We start from the raw sequence: 16,384 nt of genomic DNA, 5'->3' as shown, positions 1-16,384 counted from the left end.
ATGGAAAAGCCGACCTATCTTCTTTTCGGTGCCAGTCCAGAGGCCCTGGGCCTGTGTCATGCGTTAGGGATTTCCCTGGCCGGGGTCAGTGATCCGATATTTGGTGGCAGGCAGACACGCTGGTTTGATTTGCCCGCATATGGGAACGACCTGGATGCCTGCCAGAAAAGCAATGCATCGTCGGCGGTTTTGGCGATCGACAATTCACGCATTCGCGAACAGGTTTATCGCAGCCTAATAGACGCCGGGCTTGATTTCCCTCCGGTATCCGGGGGATATCTGGGCGCTGAACCCGCATCTGGATTGTTCCTTCAGCGTTTGGGAAATGTTTCAGAGGGATGCATCTTGTCTGAAGGTGTGCGCGTCAATATTGGCGGCTCCATCATGCACGAATGTGTCGTTGGGCGTTTCGTAACAATAGGGCCTGGCGCTGTTGTCCTGGGTAAGGTCACGCTTGGAGACCATTGTTACATCGGGGCGAATGCGACTGTTCTGCCAGGACTGAGCATAGGGGCCGGCGCACTTGTCGGCGCGGGCGCGGTTGTCACAAAGGATGTGCCCGCAGGCACTGTTGTAAAGGGCAATCCGGCCCGATGACAGATGTGCTGTTTCGCTGTGATGCATCGCCTCAGCATGGTTTTGGGCATTTGGCGCGGTGTCTGCAGCTTGGTCGCATGTTGTCAGAAAAAGGCTTCCGTGTTTGGTTTCAAGGCCATTACAGTGAGGGCGCACAGCACCGGATAGAGCAAAATGGCTTTTCCGGCTCTATTCTGTCCATTGATGATCAACGCCCCATGGCGCTCGCCATTTATGACACGATGGATAACACTGAAGATCCGCAAATTTTTGATCTGTCTGCCCTTCAGGCAGTTGCAAAGCGATCGACGTTATGTGTTTTTATGGCCAATGGTTTGGTTGCCCCAAACACCGTCCCCTCGAATACGATGGTGATTGGTTACAAACCGTCTGGTCAGAATAGCATCCCTCCGATGGTGCAATGGGGGTTGGAATTCGCACCGACAGATATTCCACAGGACATTCTGTTTAATCCCAGGAAGGGAAGCCTTCTGATTGCCCTGGGCGGTGGTCAGGGCAATTCAGCCATGCTTATGGCGCTGGACGTTGTGGCAGGTATGTCGAGCGTCCATCATGTTGATATCTTGCAATCGCCTGTTGGGGACTATGTTTCCCCTGAAGGGCGTTTGGCCGCGCATCAGACATTCCGGGAATGGAGCAGGTTGCCATCTGTTTTTCCGCTGATCGCGGGATCAGAACTTGTCCTTTGCTCTTATGGGCATTTTGCTTATGAGGCGATGGCCCTGGGGGCTGGGGTCTGTGTTGTCGGGCAAAAGCCGTTTCAGGCTGAGTATGGCGCTCTTCTGGAGAAGGCTGGTTTTGCTGTGAATGCTGGCCTCTTGTCGACGATCTCCCCTGAGGCGTTGTTTCAGGCTTTGAGGAAGACATCATCTGGCTGTGATGAAAGGTCCAGCCGCGCAACGGCACAGATTGCGCGGTGCGGCTTACAACGGGTGGTGGATGCTGTGCTTACGGCATTGAATGATATTGAAGTCACTTTGAAATGAATGTGTGCTGGAGAAGCCAATGTTAAATGGAAAAACTGTTCTTGTAACCGGTGCGACCGGGTCCTTCGGTCAAAAATTCGTAGAAACGGTTCTAGAAAAATATGACGTGAAGAAGCTGATCATCTTTAGCCGGGATGAGATGAAGCAATTTGACATGGCACAGCGTTGGTCCGAGGAGAAGCATCCAGCGTTACGTTATTTCATCGGTGATGTGCGCGACAAGGACCGCCTGATGATGGCCTGTTCCGGCGTCGATATCATTATCCATGCTGCGGCGATCAAGCACATTACGGTGGCCGAACGCAATCCGATGGAATGCATCGCGACCAATGTCCTGGGGGCCGAAAACATCATACAGGCAGCCATTGCCAATAAGGTTTCCAAGGTTGTCGCTCTGTCTACGGATAAGGCTGCCAATCCAATCAACCTGTATGGCGCAACGAAACTTTGTTCCGATAAGCTGTTTGTTGCGGCGAATAATCTTTCCGGTACGGTTAAGACCCGCTTTTCGGTCGTGCGCTATGGGAACGTTATCGGATCCCGGGGAAGCGTCATCCCGTTTTTCAAAAAGCTGGCCGCTCAGGGTGTTACCCGACTGCCAATCACAGATCCTAGCATGACCCGTTTTGTCATCACTCTGGATAAGGGGGTCGACCTCGTCCTGCGCGCCCTCAGCGATATGCTGGGGGGGGAGATTTTTGTGCCGCGCCTGCCCAGTATCAAGGTAACAGATCTCGTTCCGTTGATTACCGGCTCTCAGGACTTCGACGTTGTTGGCATCCGGGCCGGTGAAAAACTGCACGAAGTCATGATCCCCGCGGAAGAATCACGGAATTGTATTCGGATCGGTGATTACTACGTTATTCAGCCGCAACATAGCTGGTGGGATATGAAAGCCTTCGCCGAGCGGGCAAGCTCCTTGGGCGAAGAGGTCACACCAGGATGGGAATATGCCAGCGGCACGAATGACTGGTGGGTTACACCAGACGAATTGCAGCAGATTGTTGCGTCGGTAGAGGCTGGATAAGGTTCTGCAGCGGTATGCTTGGTATTCGGGTTGCCTCGTCCTTCACTGCCGGTCGTGGTCATATCGCCCGATGCGAGGCCATTCGCGCGCATTTTAATGAATCTGTGACCTGGTTTGCCGATCCGCAGGGAGTTCATGATCTGGGGGGGCCCGACGATACGGTGCAGGTTGAGCGGGAAACAGAAAGTATTGACGCGCTTAAGGTCGCCGTGAACGCGGGGCGTGTCAGCATGGTTCTGCTGGATTCCTATCTTCTTAAACCAGAGGCCATTGCAACTCTTTCCCGATCAGTCCCTTGTCTGGCGATATGCGATTATCCGCCTTTTCCGGATGTCCACCGGGTTGTGGCACCCCAGGCATTCCAGAAGTCTGAAGACAACATTTACGGGGGTCTTGAGTACCAGATTGTCTCTGCTGGGTTTTCTTCCTATCGTGGAAAGTCGGTCGCTGAGATTGGCGATGCGGCACGTATTCTGGTTTCCTTTGGCGCGCGGGACTCGTCCAACCGAACAGCGCTTGTGCTGTCCGCATTGGAATTGGTGCGAAGGCGTTGGAACATTTCGGTTACATGTGTATTGGGCGATCATGCGCCGCATCGTGATGACATTCGCCAACGGCTTGTTGGTCATGCGGATATGTCTCTTATGGAGGGGGTCCATGATATGGGTCCGCTTTACGCAACCCATAACCTGGCCATTGGGGCCCCCGGAATCTCCCAGGCAGAACGCGCTTTTTGTGGCTTACCCAGCCTGTTAATAGCGCAAAATGAGGCCCAGAAACCACTGTGTTGTGCTTGGGCGGATTTACATGCGGCATCGATTTCAAAACCGGATTTACAGGAAATTGCAGAACGGACAGAGGCGCTTATAGGCGGTGCGGCCCTTCGCAATGACCTGCGTTGCAATGCGATGCGTTTGGTCGATGGGGCAGGGGCAAAGCGAATTGCCGATTTAATACGGGAAATGATGAAATGATGTCAGCGCGATGATAAAATATCCATATTCCAGACCCGATGTATCAGACGCGGATATACAGGCCGTTGTATCCTCCCTTAAAGGGCAGTTTTTGACCCAAGGTCCGGCCTTGGAAGCGTTCGAAACGGCCCTTTGCGAGTGTCTTGGCGGTCAACAGGCGGTTGTCTGTAACTCAGGGACTGCGGCGCTGCATCTGATCTACATGGCGTTAGGTCTTGGACCACAGGCCGGTCTTGTGACGTCCCCGTTGACATTTGTCGCAACAGCCAATGCGGCCCGGATGTGCGGTGCGCCCGTATCGTTTTCTGACACTGATCCGACAACGGGATTGATGACACCAGACGACTTGCAACGGGCCATAGAAAGCGCTGATTTTCCGGTCCGTGCAGCAAGTATCATTCATCTTGGGGGGCGCGTCGCGGATCTTCCTGCCCTGCAGGCTGTGGCAGAGGCCCATAACATTCTTTTGGTGGAGGATGCCTGTCATGCGCCCGGCGCCGCATATAATTCGACGGCAGGGCGTCATCGTATCGGAGATTGTTCCCATAGCATAGCGGCGGCGTTCAGCTTTCATGCCATAAAACATGTGACAATGGGAGAGGGCGGCGCTGTACTGACCAATGATCCCGAATTGGCTGTCAGAATGCGCCTGTTGCGGAACCATGGCTTAGAGCGCAACGCAGATGTATGGACACAGGCGCCGGAGCCCAACGCCCCCTGGTATTATGAAATGCAGGAGATCGGATGGAACTATCGGGCGGATGAATTGGCCTGCAGCCTAGGTTTAAGCCAACTGAAGCGACTGCCTGAGGGGTTGCAGATCCGCAGGGACCTTGTACGTCGGTATAATGACCTTCTGGCGGATATTCCGGGACTGTCGACCCCCTTTATTCCCAATGATCCGGAGTCTCATGCATGGCATCTTTACGCCGTGTCGATTGATTTCTCTGGACTGAAACGCCGCCGGGGCGATGTCATGCGCGCGCTGGCAGATGTGGGGATCGGCACACAGGTTCATTACATACCCGTTTCCTCTCAGCCCTATTTCCAATCCTTGGGCGGGCAGGTTCTCCCCGGGGTACAGCGCTATTATGACGGCACACTCAGTCTCCCATTATACCCTCAACTGACAGAACAGGATCAGGAGTTTATTGCCGATAAGGTTCGGCAATGCCTCGCTCCTTAGAACACATGAAATCAGCCAATTTTGCTGTAAACTCACGCATGCTTTTCAGGTTAGATGCCGTTCGCGGACAAGAAGCGAATACTCCAAGTGATTATTTCTGGATTGATATCTTAGTATGAACAACCATGATTTCAGCCGTTTCAGACATGTCTTTTGCGACAGTCTGGAGGCGATCAGGTACGCCAGACGCTGCAATTTACCTAAGACGGCCCGGATATTCAGCGCTTCACCAGCCGTGTTATTATCCGGTACGACAGGGGTTGAGCCGGAACCGGTCTCTGAAGATACCCTGAATGATTACTGGTATCAGGCGGGCCATCTGGCTTCGTCCCTATTCGCGCATTGGCGTGATGCCGGGAAAGATCATGATCAAGCCCTGATCGCCGCCCGTGTCAGTGTCGTTGTCCATCATCAATTGACCCGTGCCCTGTGCCTGGCAGAGGCAGATTTTAAGGAACCCCGGCTCTATCTGGCGGCTCAGACAGGTCAGCTTGCCCTGGATCATCGGTTGGAGGCTATATGGCCGGTTCTGTTGCAGGGCAATCCAGATTTCCAGCGGATCGCTGTGCCCCATGAAATTGTGCCAAAGATCGGGACTGCCATTCCCTCCCTGCGGCAAAGACTGGTACTGTCCGGATTTGCGGATATCGGATTTCGGCTGGTGGAGCGATTCTGGCGGTCACGGTCGATAAAAAACCGTCCAGTTGCGCTGGTTTTTCATGACTCAGAGTTTGTGAAGGAAGCCGCTTTTGGATTGGTGCGGCATGGCTATGCCCTGCGCACGATGTCGGCAAAACATACGATTGGTGAGAGTCTTAAGTTAGAAGCAATTCCAGCGAGGCTGTTGCAGCCTTTTGACACATTCTTGAAAACCCACTTCACACCCTCTGTTATTGCACCGGCCCTGGCCCATTTTAACTCAGTCTTAAGTCGGGCCCTGGCAGAGTATGACGTTGGGTTGCAGTATTGGGAAAGGAAGCTTCCAGGGTTGGTGGGCACTAAAAACAGTGTCGTGCTGACAACCGTTACGAATGCCCCTTCAGCCATTGCCGCCGCAAGGATTGCACAAACCCTGTCTGTGCCGGTTGTTGGCTTTCAGCATGGCGTAACGCGTGAAATTGCCGGTTCTCATAAGGCACTGACGTGCAATTTCGAGAATACGGCAACAAATCTGTTTATGACATTCAATCCGGAAGCCACGCGCATATCAAATGACACCCCCTTCAACAGGGCCCAAATTCATACTGTGGGCATGCCCGCAGTATATCGACGCATGCAGCGATCATCGGGTGAGGATCGTGCTCATCCTCTGCTTTATGTCTCTACCATGCTGCCTGTTGGGAATGTGAATCATGCTTCGGGTGGCGTGTCGGACCTGGAGAAGACGCGCCGGGAAATAAGCCTGGTTCGGAATGTCTTCGGTCAACTGCCGCATGGTGTGAAGTACAAACCCTATCCGGCGAGAGATTGTTACGTGGATGGCGATCCAGTCTTGGAGGCGATTTCTAAAGAACCCGGTATCACGGTTTTCGATCAGGACATTGATTTGCGTTACATTGCGCATCATCACAAGGTCATTATTACGGCGCGTGCGACCAGTACGGTCAGCTGGTGTCTGCTGACCGGTCTTCCAGTTGTGTTCATCAATCACCCGACGCATGCACCATTACGGGAAGAATATCGTCAGGCTTTTGCTGACAGTCTGTTTCTGTTCGATTGGGATGATCCTGATATGCATCAGACATTGCGGGCGTTTCTGTCTCAACCGATCAAGGATATCGAACAACAATATGCTGCGAAGAAGAATGCGCGCCAAGAATTGCTGGATCAGGCCATATCGGGCCCGAAAGGAAATGCGGGCAGGCGGGCTGTGGATATTATCTTAGCGCAGGTTTCAAAAGGTGCAGCATCATGATCCATCGATCCCATTGTGTCGTCGTAGCAGAAATTGGCATCAATCATGAGGGAAGCGTTGAAACATGTGCGGAAATGGTTGCGCAGGCGGCATGGGCCGGGGCGGACGCGATTAAACTTCAGACTGTCGATGCTGATATCAGCTACGATAAAAACAGCCCAAGCTACACGCTATTCAAACGCAGTGCCTTGACGCCGGAAGAGACAGCGCAAATCTTCCAACAATCCAGAAGACTGGGGATGGCGGCGTTCACGACTGCTGTTGACCCCGTTACCATTGATTGGGTGGATAGACTGGACCCCGACGCCCATAAGGTTTCCTCTGGCCTACTGACGACAACGCCAATCGTTCATTATCTTGCTTCCAAGGGGCGACCTCTGATTATGTCGACGGGCATGTCGACGGAAGATGATATCCAGGACGCAATGGAGGCGGCGCGGGCAGGTGGTGCAACCGATATCACATTGTTGCATTGCACGTCTCTTTATCCAGCCGCTCCTGAACTGCTGAATCTGTCTTCTATTCCCTGGCTGGCCGATCGATGGAATGTACGGCCCGGCTTTTCGGATCATAGTCTGGGCGACGAGGCGGCCATGCTTGCCGTGGTATTCGGTGCAACGATGGTAGAGAAGCACTTTACGTTGGATGTGACGCGACCGGATTTCGATCATCACTTATCCCTGGATCCGATCGCCTTCAAAGAAATGGTCCGCAAGATTCGGGTTGCGGAAAAAATGGTTGGTACGCCCGGTCGTGTAATGAGCGACGCGGAACTGGAAATGCGCCGCTGGGCGCATCGCGTTCTGGTCGTCACCCGGGATATTGATGCCCATACCGCATTGTTAGACAGCGACGTCACCTATCGTCGACCGGCCAAGGATGTGGAGCCAGGCGGTCTGCCTCCCAAAGAGTTGCGGCGGGTGATTGGGTGCTGTGTCTCTCAATTCTTGACGGCTGGAACCGTGCTGCGGCCAGAACATTTGGAGGGTTGGAAATGACAGCCCAATTACGTTGCCTTGTGAAAGAAGGTATCCTTTTATGACGTGCATTCTTGTGACGGCGGCCGGGGGCACATTGGCCCCCTTGAACATCCGGTTACTTCGGGAAAGTCGTCGGCATGCGGTGACGGTTGTCGCCGTCGACTCGCGGCCTGAGGCGGCTGGCAAGGATTTCGCGGATCACTTCAGCGTTGTTCCCCCGGCCAATGATCCAGGTTACGTATCGGCGATTGTTACCCTGATCCAGCGGTATGGCGTGACTATTGTGCTGCCATGGTCAGATGAAGAAGCAATCACCCTGGCGACACATCGTGAAACCATTGAGCAAACGGGTGCTTTGCTTGCCTGCGCGGATCTGTGGTCCTTACATACGATGAGCAACAAGGCCACCTCGATGCGGCATTTGTCGGCGCATGGTATTCGGATTCCCAAATGGCATATCGTTGAATCGGTCGACTCGCTGCAGCGTGATATCGATAAGGCAATGCATGACAATGCCGAACTGGTCATAAAGCCAATGCAATCGCGTGGTGGGCGAGAGGTTTATGTCATCCGGAATGATATTGTTGGGCAGGTCGATTATTATGGATCGCGGGAATGTCATACCGATTGGGCGACGTTTGAAAAGACCTATCGCCAGGGTGTTAATGCACAACTGCCAGTCATGATGATGGAACGGCTGTTTCTCCCAGCCCTGGATATCGACGTTCTGGCCTGGCAGGGAAAACTCGTACAGGCGGTCCCCAGAGAGCGTCTGAATCCATCAGGCATTCCCTTCCGGGGCAGTATTTTTCGGGACACAGATGCGTTGACCAGGATTGCGCAGGATGTGGTTGCATCCCTGAACTTATCCTGGCTGTATGACATTGACTTGATGAGTGATGCGCATGGGAATCCTGTTGTCATCGAACTCAATCCCCGCCCAAGCGGCAGCATTGCCGCATCCATCCATGCCGGAATCCCTTTCTATGAAATGCTGATGGATCTGGCAGCCGGGATCGTGCCAAGCGCTGTTGCGATACCAGAAGATGGTCGGCGGATTGTACCCTATATGGATTGTTCTTTCCCGGTTGGAGCCCAATGATGTCTTCGTCTTCGCCCTCAATGCGTGGAAAAGTTGTTGCGATTGTTCAGGCACGGATGGGGTCCACTCGGCTGCCAGGTAAATCTCTTTTGCCCCTGTCGGGTAAGCCGGCAATAGAGCGCTTGTTAAGCCGGCTGGCGCGGGCGCACCAGGTTGATGAGATTTGGGTGGCAACCAGTGATAAGGGTGAGAATGATCCTTTGGTTGCTTTGGTGGAGGGGCTGGGCTTCCCGGTCTTTCGTGGCGATGAGAATGATGTCTTGTCCCGTTTCGCCATCGTCGCCCAGAAAAGCGGTGCCGATGCGATTGTCCGTGTCACAGGCGACTGCCCGCTGATTGATCCGGTTGTTGTCGACAGTATCATTCAGCATTTCCGGGCCTCCGATGCGGATTTTGTCTCCAATACTTTAAGCCGCAGCTTTCCTGATGGCCTGGATGTAGAGGTTTTCACCGTTGCTGCCTTGAATGAGGCCGCGTCAAAGGCGCAAGATCCCTTTTTACGCCAGCATGTAACACCGTACATTCATGGCCGTTTAAAAGACCGCTTCCCTGCGGGGGATTTCAAACGGGAGCAAGTCATATGGCCACAGAATTATGGGCATTTGCGGTGGACATTGGATGAGGCAGCGGATGCTGATTTTCTGAGCAGGGTGTTTTCTGATCTGCCGGAACAGTGCGGCTGGTTGGATGTGATCGCCTATTGCACGGCCAATCCAGCGCTGTTTTTCTTCAATAGATCCATTCCCCATAATCAGGGAACTACCCTTGATCTGCAGGAGTCGAGGGGGCGTTACCAGGAAAGCAATCGCCTGTTTGAACGCGCACGCCAGACAATACCGCTGGCCAGTCAGACATTTTCCAAAAGTTACCAGCAATGGGTAAAGGGGTCGACGCCCCTGTTTTTGGATCGCGGTCGGGGCGGCTGGGTTTGGGATGTTGACGGCAATCGCTATGCGGATTTTGTCCTGGGCTTGCTCCCCGTCATTCTGGGCTATGCCGATCCGGACGTGAATGCCGCGATGATGGACCAGATGGAACGCGGTGCAACATTCTCATTGCCGACGCGCCTGGAAATGGAATTGGCGGAACGCTTGGTTCGGCTTATCCCCTGTGCCGAAAAGGTTCGTTTTGGTAAAAATGGTTCTGATGCGACAACAGCGGCGATCAGATTGGCCCGCGCAAAAACCGGTCGCGATAAGGTCGTTGTCGGTGGCTATCATGGTTGGCATGATTGGTATATTGGATCCACCGCCCGCCGCCTTGGCGTGCCCGGAGTGGTGCAAGATCTGACAGAGAATTTCGCCTTTAACGATGCCGATCAGCTGGAGGATATTCTGAAAGGGCAGCCCGATGCATTTGCCGCTGTCATTTTGGAACCGGCTGGAACAGTGAATCCGGCCCCGGGATTTCTGGAGCGTGTGCGCGCATTGACGGAACAGTACGGCGTTGTGCTGATATTTGACGAGATCGTAACCGGATTCCGGATGGATCTGGGCGGTGCACAGGCTGTGTATGGGGTCACGCCGGACCTGGCCTGTGTCGGGAAAGCCATGGGCAACGGGATGCCGATCGCAGCCGTCGTGGGGCGGTCAGATATTATGGACCTAATGGAGGATATTTTCTTTTCCGGCACATTTGGGGGGGAGGCGATTTCTCTGGCGGCAGCGATTGCAACAATTGATAAATTGGAAAGCCAGAATGTCATTCCACGCTTGAAGACCGTCGGAGCTAATTTTGCCACAATGGCCAATGGTATCTTCCGGGATGTCGGCATGGATAACTATGTTCAGGTCACCGATATTGATTGGTGGCCACGATTGAGTTTTTCTGAGGCACCGATTTCGGGCGGGTTACTGACCAGTTTGATGCGGCAGGAATTTGTCGCAAATGGTTTACTGCTGGGGGCTTCTTTTAATCTGTGTCTGGCGCAGGAGGATGACGGCTTCCAAAAGCATGTTGAACAAGGGATGCGGGCGGCTATGGAGCAAGTGAAGGAGCATATGGCCCTGCCGGATCCCAGGATGGCCCTGAAAGGCGATATGATTCAGCCCACATTCTCAGTTCGGAAATAGGGATGCCGCCATCCATTTCTCTTCGTCCTGCGACAATGGATGATGCTGGGATATTGCTGGATTGGGTTAACCAACCAGATTCCCTGGCTCATAAACTGAAGACGACAAAGCCAATAGAGGCGGATCAGCACTCTGCATGGCTTGCCGGCGCGCTAGAAAGCGAAGCCTGCCTGCTATGGATTCTGGAAGCAGAAGGAAGACCTGTTGGTCAGGTTCGGTTTCAGAAAACGGATGGCTCGCGCTGGAATATTGATATCTATATAGATGCTGCGTGCCGTGGATCTGGCGCGGCGCAATATGCAATTCGCACTGCTGCGGGCCTATTGGCCTTACGAGAGCCTTCGGCCATCTTGCAGGCTGATGTAAAGGCTGTGAATCAAGCATCCTTGAAACTATTTGATCGGCTGGGCTTTACGATGGAACAGGCGGGACCAGACTATTCCACCTTTTTCGTCCGAATAGGGGATATCAAATGATTGAGGGATTGACCAACATTGCCGTCATTGCGGCGCATCCGGACGATGAGGTGCTGGGATTTGGTGGCACGATGCATCGCATCTCATCAAAGGGTGGGGCCGTTTCTGTGCTGATACTTGCAACCGGTCTTGCCGCGCGACAGACCTCTGGCGCCGCAGACCCCTCAGATTTGGCGCAATTGCGGGAACACTCGGAAAGCGCTAACACCCTGCTGGGTGTGCGAGACCTTCAATTCGCAGATTTTCCTGATAACCGCATGGATACGGTAGCATTGCTGGATGTGGTTCACCGGGTGGAGGCCTTTCTGGACGGGGTTAAACCAGATGCGGTTTTCACGCATCATGCGGGGGATCTGAATGTGGATCACCAGATAACCGCCAAAGCCGTCCAAACAGCCTGCCGAAGCTTGCCTGGCTTCGCGCCGACACTTATTCATGGCGAGGTTTTGTCATCAACGGAATATGCCCTTCCAGAAGATCAGATTCAGCCAAACATGTATGTGGAACTCGGATCCTCTCTGGACGTGAAGATTGCTGCTATGGCCTGCTACAAAGAGGAGCTTAGAGACTTTCCACATCCCCGAAGTCTGGACGCCATTCGGGCGCAGGCGGCCCTGCGCGGCACGCAGAGCGGTGTTTCCGCAGCTGAGGCATTTCGTATTGTCCGTAAAGTCATCACATTATGAACGCTGGATTATCCGTGTCCGTAGGACTGATTCAAATTATCAATGAAAGTCTTGTCAGAGGACACTTCGGACATGGTCCCTGCGGATTAAGATGGAGGTTTCCTTGTTGCGATCAATCGCGAATGATCGGCCTTGGGGACTTCTATAGATGACGCCGCGAAAAATCGCTTTTGTGCTGCCCTCTTTTGCAGGGGGGGGTGCTGAGCGGGTTATGTTGCACTTTTTGCACAGCCTGAAGCCAGAACAGTATCAGGTTGTTCTTATCGTCCTAACGGGGGAAGGACCACTTCGTGCCTCCCTCTCAAAATCAGTTCGGTTGATTGATCTTGGCGCGTCCCGTCTCAGAACCGCTCTGTTTCGCCTTAGGCACTGTATTTCCAAAGAGAAGCCGGATGTTCTGGTCAGCACGATGGGTTATCTGAATCTGGCCGTGCTGGGCGTTTGCGCGACCTTGTCTCAGCCCCCTTCTGTAATCGTGCGTGAAGCCAATACGGTTGATAGCACGCTGCGCTGGTTGCCAATTGGTGTTGGGAAACTGGCTTATCGTCTGCTTTATCCACGCGCGGATTTTGTCGTATGCAATGCCCGCCATGTCGCTAATGAGTTGGAGGCACTGTGCCCTGGATTGCGCCGGTTGGTCGAATTGATCGTAAATCCCATCGATGTACCCGGACTTCGAATACAGGCGATACAACCGATATCGGAGGAATTCTCTAAGGGGTGGTTTGTCGCTATCGGGCGGCTGACGCCAGCAAAGGGTTTTGACCGATTACTGGAGGTCCTGTCTGAGTGTCCGCCGCAGGTAAAGGTGCTTTTCATTGGTGATGGGCCGGAACGGAGTCGGTTAGAGAGTTTGACCAAAAGCATGAATGTATCCCCCCAAGCGCGATTTATTGGCTTTCAGGACAATCCCTGGGCAATCCTGGCGCGCAGTCGAGGCCTTGTCATGATGTCACGTTGGGAAGGCCTGCCTAATGTCGCGCTGGAGGCGTTGGCATGTGGTGTTCCAGTTTATGGATTGGAAAGCGTGGACGGGTTAGGAGAGATTCAAGAACAGGCCGCACAAGGGGCGGTGTTGCTGGCACCAAACAGTCAAGAACTGGTGGATTTACTCTCCACATCGGCCATTTCAGGGTCAAAGTCTGACGAGTTGGCCCCCTCCCTGTTGCCAGCCGCCTTTGAAGGCGCGGTTGTGCGACAGCAGTTTATGTCTTTGGTCGAAAAGGCGCTTCATGAAAGGCACGGGCGTGCTGACACGGAATGATTTCATTAAAATATTTTTGGCGGCCCTGATCATCCGCGGGGCACATATTATTTTTTTGGTCGCTATTGGTGTCGGCGTGACCGCACCGGATTCAGGTCTGTATCTTGATAGGGCAGATTGGTTTTTTCGAACGGGTGCGTTTTTATTCGGCCCTGCAGGTGCCCCCGTACCCGATTATGAACGGGTTTATGGCTATACATTGGTCCTGGCCGGACTGAAGTCAGTCTTTGGCAGTATCTTGTTGCCTGCGGTTATTTTTCAATCGCTTGTCGATTCAGTAACAGTGTGCCTGATCGGGGCGGTTGCCTCCCGTATTGGGCGGCGGGTTGGTCTTTTGGCGGCCATTCTGACCATTCTGTGGCCGAATATGGTGCTGCATTCAACGCTTCTGCTGTCAGATTCCCTGGCATTGGCAGCGAGCGTTGGGGGAATATTCTTTTTTGTACGCACTTTGGAGCGACGGTCTGTTAAACAAGCGGTCTGGATGTCGGTCTGCTTTGGAGTGTCGCTTGCGATCAGACCGGCGGCACTGCCCCTAGTTCCAGTCATATCCGTGATTCTGTGCGGGTATTTCTTCTGGTACGGAACGCTGCGATCCCCTTTTCTTGCGGTCGTTGTCGGGTTTTTGCCACTTGTATTTGCTGCATTGTTTCTCATGCCGCAGGTTTTACGAATTGAGCAGAATTTTGGAACCTATCGCATTACAGCACAGCAAGGGACCCATTTACTGAACTGGGTTACGGCGGAGATTTATGCCGAGAGTCGGGGAGGAACCCGGGGCCAATGGGCCAGCGAATTCGAGCAGGAGGCGATCCATCGTGCTGCGGATATTCCAAACACAGCTGCGTTTAAACAGTCTGATATTCGTGTTGCTTTGGCATGGGAGAAACTTTCAGAGATTGCGCCGTTGGATATAGCCGTCACTTGGGGCCGCGCGGCTGCAATGAACCTGATCTTGCCCAGTCTTATGGTGCATCCGGTGGTCCAAAACCTGAAGTCTGAATCTTTCTCCAACTCTTCTGGTACCGGCATTATAGATCGCGTCACAAGCTTTGTTCAACGACAGTCCAGCGGGTATGTAGCGATTACAATAATCTCTCTTACAATTGTCGCTATTGGCAGCCTGTTTGCCGTGTGGGGACTTATACTATCCGGGCGTCAGTATCCAAAAATGACCCTGTTGGGCCTGGGATATTGTGCCTACTATCTGGTGCTGACCGGCCCGGTATTGGGGGCAAAATACGCCTTGCCCTTTGATCCTGTCCTTATTGTCTGGACGGCTTTGGGAATACTGGGCGGTCTGGATAGATTTCGAATGTTGCGCGAGGTAAGAGTCTAATGGGTATTGATCCGACTGCATTTGTGCATGCCTCTGCCATCGTTGACGAAGGCGCTGTGGTTAATGCGGACTGTAAAATCTGGCATTTTGTGCATGTCTTATCCAATACCAGCATTGGGCGCGGCAGTGTTCTTGGTCAAAATGTTATGGCGGGCCCGAATGTTACCATTGGGTCGGGGTGCAAGATTCAAAACAATGTCTCATTGTACAAAGGTGTTACGCTGGAAGCGGATGTTTTTTGCGGCCCATCCTGTGTTTTCACCAATGTCCTGACACCGCGTGCATTTGTTGAACGCAAGGATGAATTCCTGCCAACACTGGTTCGCATGGGGGCGACAATTGGCGCGAATGCCACCATCATCTGTGGTGTCACGATTGGCCGCTATGCAATGATCGGGGCAGGGGCGGTTGTCACCAAGGATATCCCGGATCATGCATTGGTTGTTGGGAATCCAGCCCGACACTTGGGATGGGTCGGTCGCAGTGGCGATCGTTTGGATGAAAATCTAGTCTGCCCGCGAACCGGCGAGCGATATCAGCTGTCCGATTCTGGTCTTTCGCTTTGTGAGTGACGTTAGAACCTCTTTACGAATTTTTCCAAGCGCAGGTGTTTAATGGTCAAAGTTGAGATGGTTGATCTCAAGGCGCAGATGGCGTCAATCGGTGAGCAGATTTCAGCGCGGATTGCCGATGTCTTGGCGCATGGTCAGTTCATTATGGGCCCAGAAGTTGTGGAACTGGAAGAGGCGCTCTCCCAGTTTTGTGGCGCGCCTCATACAGTGACGTGCGGTAATGGTACAGATGCCTTGCAAATCGCCCTGATGGCCGATGGCATTGGTCCCGGGGATGCCGTCTTTGTTCCCGGTTTTACATTCACGGCGACGGCGGAAGCGGTGCTTGTTCTGGGTGCGCGACCGGTATTTTGCGATATTGATCCGGCCACATTTAACCTGGATCCGGAAAGTTTGAAGGACGCGGTTGATCGTGTTCGTAAGGAGGGAAAATTAATCCCCCGCGCGGTCATTTCTGTGGACCTGTTCGGACTGCCCGGAGATTATGCGCGGCTTGTCCCCTATTGCGACCAGGAGGGATTGTTGCTGATTGCTGATTCCGCGCAAGCCTTTGGAGCCGCTCAGGGGCATCGCAATGTCGGTGTTCTGGCGCCTGTCACAACGACCAGTTTCTTTCCCGCAAAACCATTGGGATGTTTTGGCGACGGCGGGGCCTTGTTCACCGACGATGCGCAGCGGGCCAGGCTCTATCAGTCTCTGCGCGCGCATGGAAAGGGGGATGAGAAATACGATATCGTCCGGGTGGGATTAAACAGCAGGCTGGACACGATACAGGCGGCAATTCTTTTGGAGAAGCTGAAGATTTTTCAGGGTGAAATCGATGCCCGTCGAAGAATCGCGCACGCCTATACCGAAAGACTGAGAGGTCATGTCATAACGCCTGAAATCCCGACCGGGACGAACTCCGTATGGGCGCAATATTCGATCCGGTCTGATCGACGCGATGCGATTATGGCGGCGTTTCGCCATAAGGGATTGCCCTTTGCCATCTATTATCCGCGACCGATGCATCATCAAACGGCCTATCGTGAGTTTGGCTTGGGAGAAGGATCGCTTCCTATTTCCGAAAACACTTCCGAAACAATCCTCAGCTTGCCGATGCATCCCTATTTATCAGATAGGGCGATCAATGCGGTCTGCGAAACCGTTCTCGCCGCTGTCCAGGCCTAGCCACGCAATCGCGATATCCCGATATTGATTGGATTTAT

At 53.3% G+C, this 16,384-nt stretch carries 15 protein-coding genes; all 15 read left to right on the top strand.

The window, feature by feature from the left end; all coding sequences use genetic code 11:
* The 15 genes from ACOSDR_RS10760 (at nt 1) to ACOSDR_RS10690 (ending at nt 16,346) form a co-directional block, all read left to right on the top strand.
* Entirely contained in the window at nt 1-597 is a 597-nt protein-coding gene (locus ACOSDR_RS10760) for a DapH/DapD/GlmU-related protein (RefSeq protein ID WP_420731222.1), read from the top strand.
* On the top strand, nt 594-1,583 hold the full coding sequence (locus tag ACOSDR_RS10755; RefSeq protein WP_420722592.1) for a hypothetical protein: 990 nt from the start codon (nt 594-596) through the stop codon (nt 1,581-1,583). The genes ACOSDR_RS10760 and ACOSDR_RS10755 overlap by 4 nt, the downstream gene beginning before the upstream one ends.
* Nucleotides 1,584-1,602: 19 nt before the next feature.
* A complete protein-coding gene (gene pseB, locus ACOSDR_RS10750) occupies nt 1,603-2,610 on the top strand; it encodes a UDP-N-acetylglucosamine 4,6-dehydratase (inverting) (protein WP_420722593.1) in 1,008 nt (335 codons plus the stop codon).
* Between the two features lie 14 nt (nt 2,611-2,624).
* Nucleotides 2,625-3,584, top strand: a complete 960-nt coding sequence (locus tag ACOSDR_RS10745; RefSeq protein WP_420722594.1) for a hypothetical protein — start codon at nt 2,625-2,627, stop codon at nt 3,582-3,584.
* Between the two features lie 10 nt (nt 3,585-3,594).
* On the top strand, nt 3,595-4,770 hold the full coding sequence (gene pseC / locus ACOSDR_RS10740; RefSeq protein WP_420731220.1) for a UDP-4-amino-4,6-dideoxy-N-acetyl-beta-L-altrosamine transaminase: 1,176 nt from the start codon (nt 3,595-3,597) through the stop codon (nt 4,768-4,770).
* A 115-nt stretch (nt 4,771-4,885) separates the two neighbouring features.
* Nucleotides 4,886-6,685 (top strand): hypothetical protein, encoded by a 1,800-nt coding sequence (locus ACOSDR_RS10735; protein ID WP_420731219.1) that lies wholly within the window; start codon nt 4,886-4,888, stop codon nt 6,683-6,685.
* Nucleotides 6,682-7,683, top strand: coding sequence for an N-acetylneuraminate synthase family protein (locus ACOSDR_RS10730; protein WP_420731217.1), 1,002 nt, complete (start codon nt 6,682-6,684; stop codon nt 7,681-7,683). The genes ACOSDR_RS10735 and ACOSDR_RS10730 overlap by 4 nt, the downstream gene beginning before the upstream one ends.
* Before the next feature lie 40 nt (nt 7,684-7,723).
* Nucleotides 7,724-8,767 carry an ATP-grasp domain-containing protein gene (locus tag ACOSDR_RS10725; RefSeq protein WP_420731216.1) on the top strand — a complete coding sequence of 348 codons (1,044 nt, stop codon included), beginning with the start codon at nt 7,724-7,726 and terminating at the stop codon, nt 8,765-8,767.
* Entirely contained in the window at nt 8,764-10,839 is a 2,076-nt protein-coding gene (locus tag ACOSDR_RS10720; protein WP_420731215.1) for an aminotransferase class III-fold pyridoxal phosphate-dependent enzyme, read from the top strand. Before ACOSDR_RS10725 ends, ACOSDR_RS10720 begins: the two co-directional genes overlap by 4 nt.
* Nucleotides 10,840-10,841: 2 nt before the next feature.
* Nucleotides 10,842-11,315, top strand: coding sequence for a GNAT family N-acetyltransferase (locus ACOSDR_RS10715; protein WP_420731213.1), 474 nt, complete (start codon nt 10,842-10,844; stop codon nt 11,313-11,315).
* Nucleotides 11,312-12,001, top strand: a complete 690-nt coding sequence (locus ACOSDR_RS10710) for a PIG-L deacetylase family protein (RefSeq protein ID WP_420722601.1) — start codon at nt 11,312-11,314, stop codon at nt 11,999-12,001. Before ACOSDR_RS10715 ends, ACOSDR_RS10710 begins: the two co-directional genes overlap by 4 nt.
* A 148-nt stretch (nt 12,002-12,149) precedes the next feature.
* On the top strand, nt 12,150-13,265 hold the full coding sequence (locus tag ACOSDR_RS10705) for a glycosyltransferase (RefSeq protein WP_420731211.1): 1,116 nt from the start codon (nt 12,150-12,152) through the stop codon (nt 13,263-13,265).
* The gene (locus tag ACOSDR_RS10700; protein WP_420731210.1) at nt 13,234-14,604 is read left to right on the top strand and encodes a glycosyltransferase family 39 protein; all 1,371 of its coding nucleotides are present in this window, start codon (nt 13,234-13,236) and stop codon (nt 14,602-14,604) included. Before ACOSDR_RS10705 ends, ACOSDR_RS10700 begins: the two co-directional genes overlap by 32 nt.
* Complete coding sequence (locus tag ACOSDR_RS10695; RefSeq protein WP_420722604.1) at nt 14,604-15,176, top strand: acyltransferase; 573 nt, start codon at nt 14,604-14,606, stop codon at nt 15,174-15,176. The genes ACOSDR_RS10700 and ACOSDR_RS10695 overlap by 1 nt, the downstream gene beginning before the upstream one ends.
* Nucleotides 15,177-15,254: 78 nt before the next feature.
* A complete protein-coding gene (locus ACOSDR_RS10690) occupies nt 15,255-16,346 on the top strand; it encodes a DegT/DnrJ/EryC1/StrS family aminotransferase (protein WP_420731209.1) in 1,092 nt (363 codons plus the stop codon).
* Nucleotides 16,347-16,384: the final 38 nt, after the last annotated feature.

Origin of the sequence: Hwanghaeella sp. 1Z406 (genome assembly GCF_048892425.1) — a bacterium.
In the GTDB taxonomy this organism is placed as follows: Bacteria; Pseudomonadota; Alphaproteobacteria; order UBA8366; family Aestuariispiraceae; genus Pacificispira.
Note: the sequence above shows the minus strand (reverse complement) of the source record. Positions and strands in the feature narration are given on the sequence as shown.

Coding starts and splice junctions, on each gene's coding strand:
- ACOSDR_RS10760 (WP_420731222.1), top strand. CDS start 1: ATGGAAAAGCCGACCTATCTTCTTTTCGGTGCCAGTCCAGAGGCCCTG.
- ACOSDR_RS10755 (WP_420722592.1), top strand. CDS start 594: ATGACAGATGTGCTGTTTCGCTGTGATGCATCGCCTCAGCATGGTTTT.
- pseB (WP_420722593.1), top strand. CDS start 1,603: ATGTTAAATGGAAAAACTGTTCTTGTAACCGGTGCGACCGGGTCCTTC.
- ACOSDR_RS10745 (WP_420722594.1), top strand. CDS start 2,625: ATGCTTGGTATTCGGGTTGCCTCGTCCTTCACTGCCGGTCGTGGTCAT.
- pseC (WP_420731220.1), top strand. CDS start 3,595: ATGATAAAATATCCATATTCCAGACCCGATGTATCAGACGCGGATATA.
- ACOSDR_RS10735 (WP_420731219.1), top strand. CDS start 4,886: ATGAACAACCATGATTTCAGCCGTTTCAGACATGTCTTTTGCGACAGT.
- ACOSDR_RS10730 (WP_420731217.1), top strand. CDS start 6,682: ATGATCCATCGATCCCATTGTGTCGTCGTAGCAGAAATTGGCATCAAT.
- ACOSDR_RS10725 (WP_420731216.1), top strand. CDS start 7,724: ATGACGTGCATTCTTGTGACGGCGGCCGGGGGCACATTGGCCCCCTTG.
- ACOSDR_RS10720 (WP_420731215.1), top strand. CDS start 8,764: ATGATGTCTTCGTCTTCGCCCTCAATGCGTGGAAAAGTTGTTGCGATT.
- ACOSDR_RS10715 (WP_420731213.1), top strand. CDS start 10,842: ATGCCGCCATCCATTTCTCTTCGTCCTGCGACAATGGATGATGCTGGG.
- ACOSDR_RS10710 (WP_420722601.1), top strand. CDS start 11,312: ATGATTGAGGGATTGACCAACATTGCCGTCATTGCGGCGCATCCGGAC.
- ACOSDR_RS10705 (WP_420731211.1), top strand. CDS start 12,150: ATGACGCCGCGAAAAATCGCTTTTGTGCTGCCCTCTTTTGCAGGGGGG.
- ACOSDR_RS10700 (WP_420731210.1), top strand. CDS start 13,234: ATGAAAGGCACGGGCGTGCTGACACGGAATGATTTCATTAAAATATTT.
- ACOSDR_RS10695 (WP_420722604.1), top strand. CDS start 14,604: ATGGGTATTGATCCGACTGCATTTGTGCATGCCTCTGCCATCGTTGAC.
- ACOSDR_RS10690 (WP_420731209.1), top strand. CDS start 15,255: ATGGCGTCAATCGGTGAGCAGATTTCAGCGCGGATTGCCGATGTCTTG.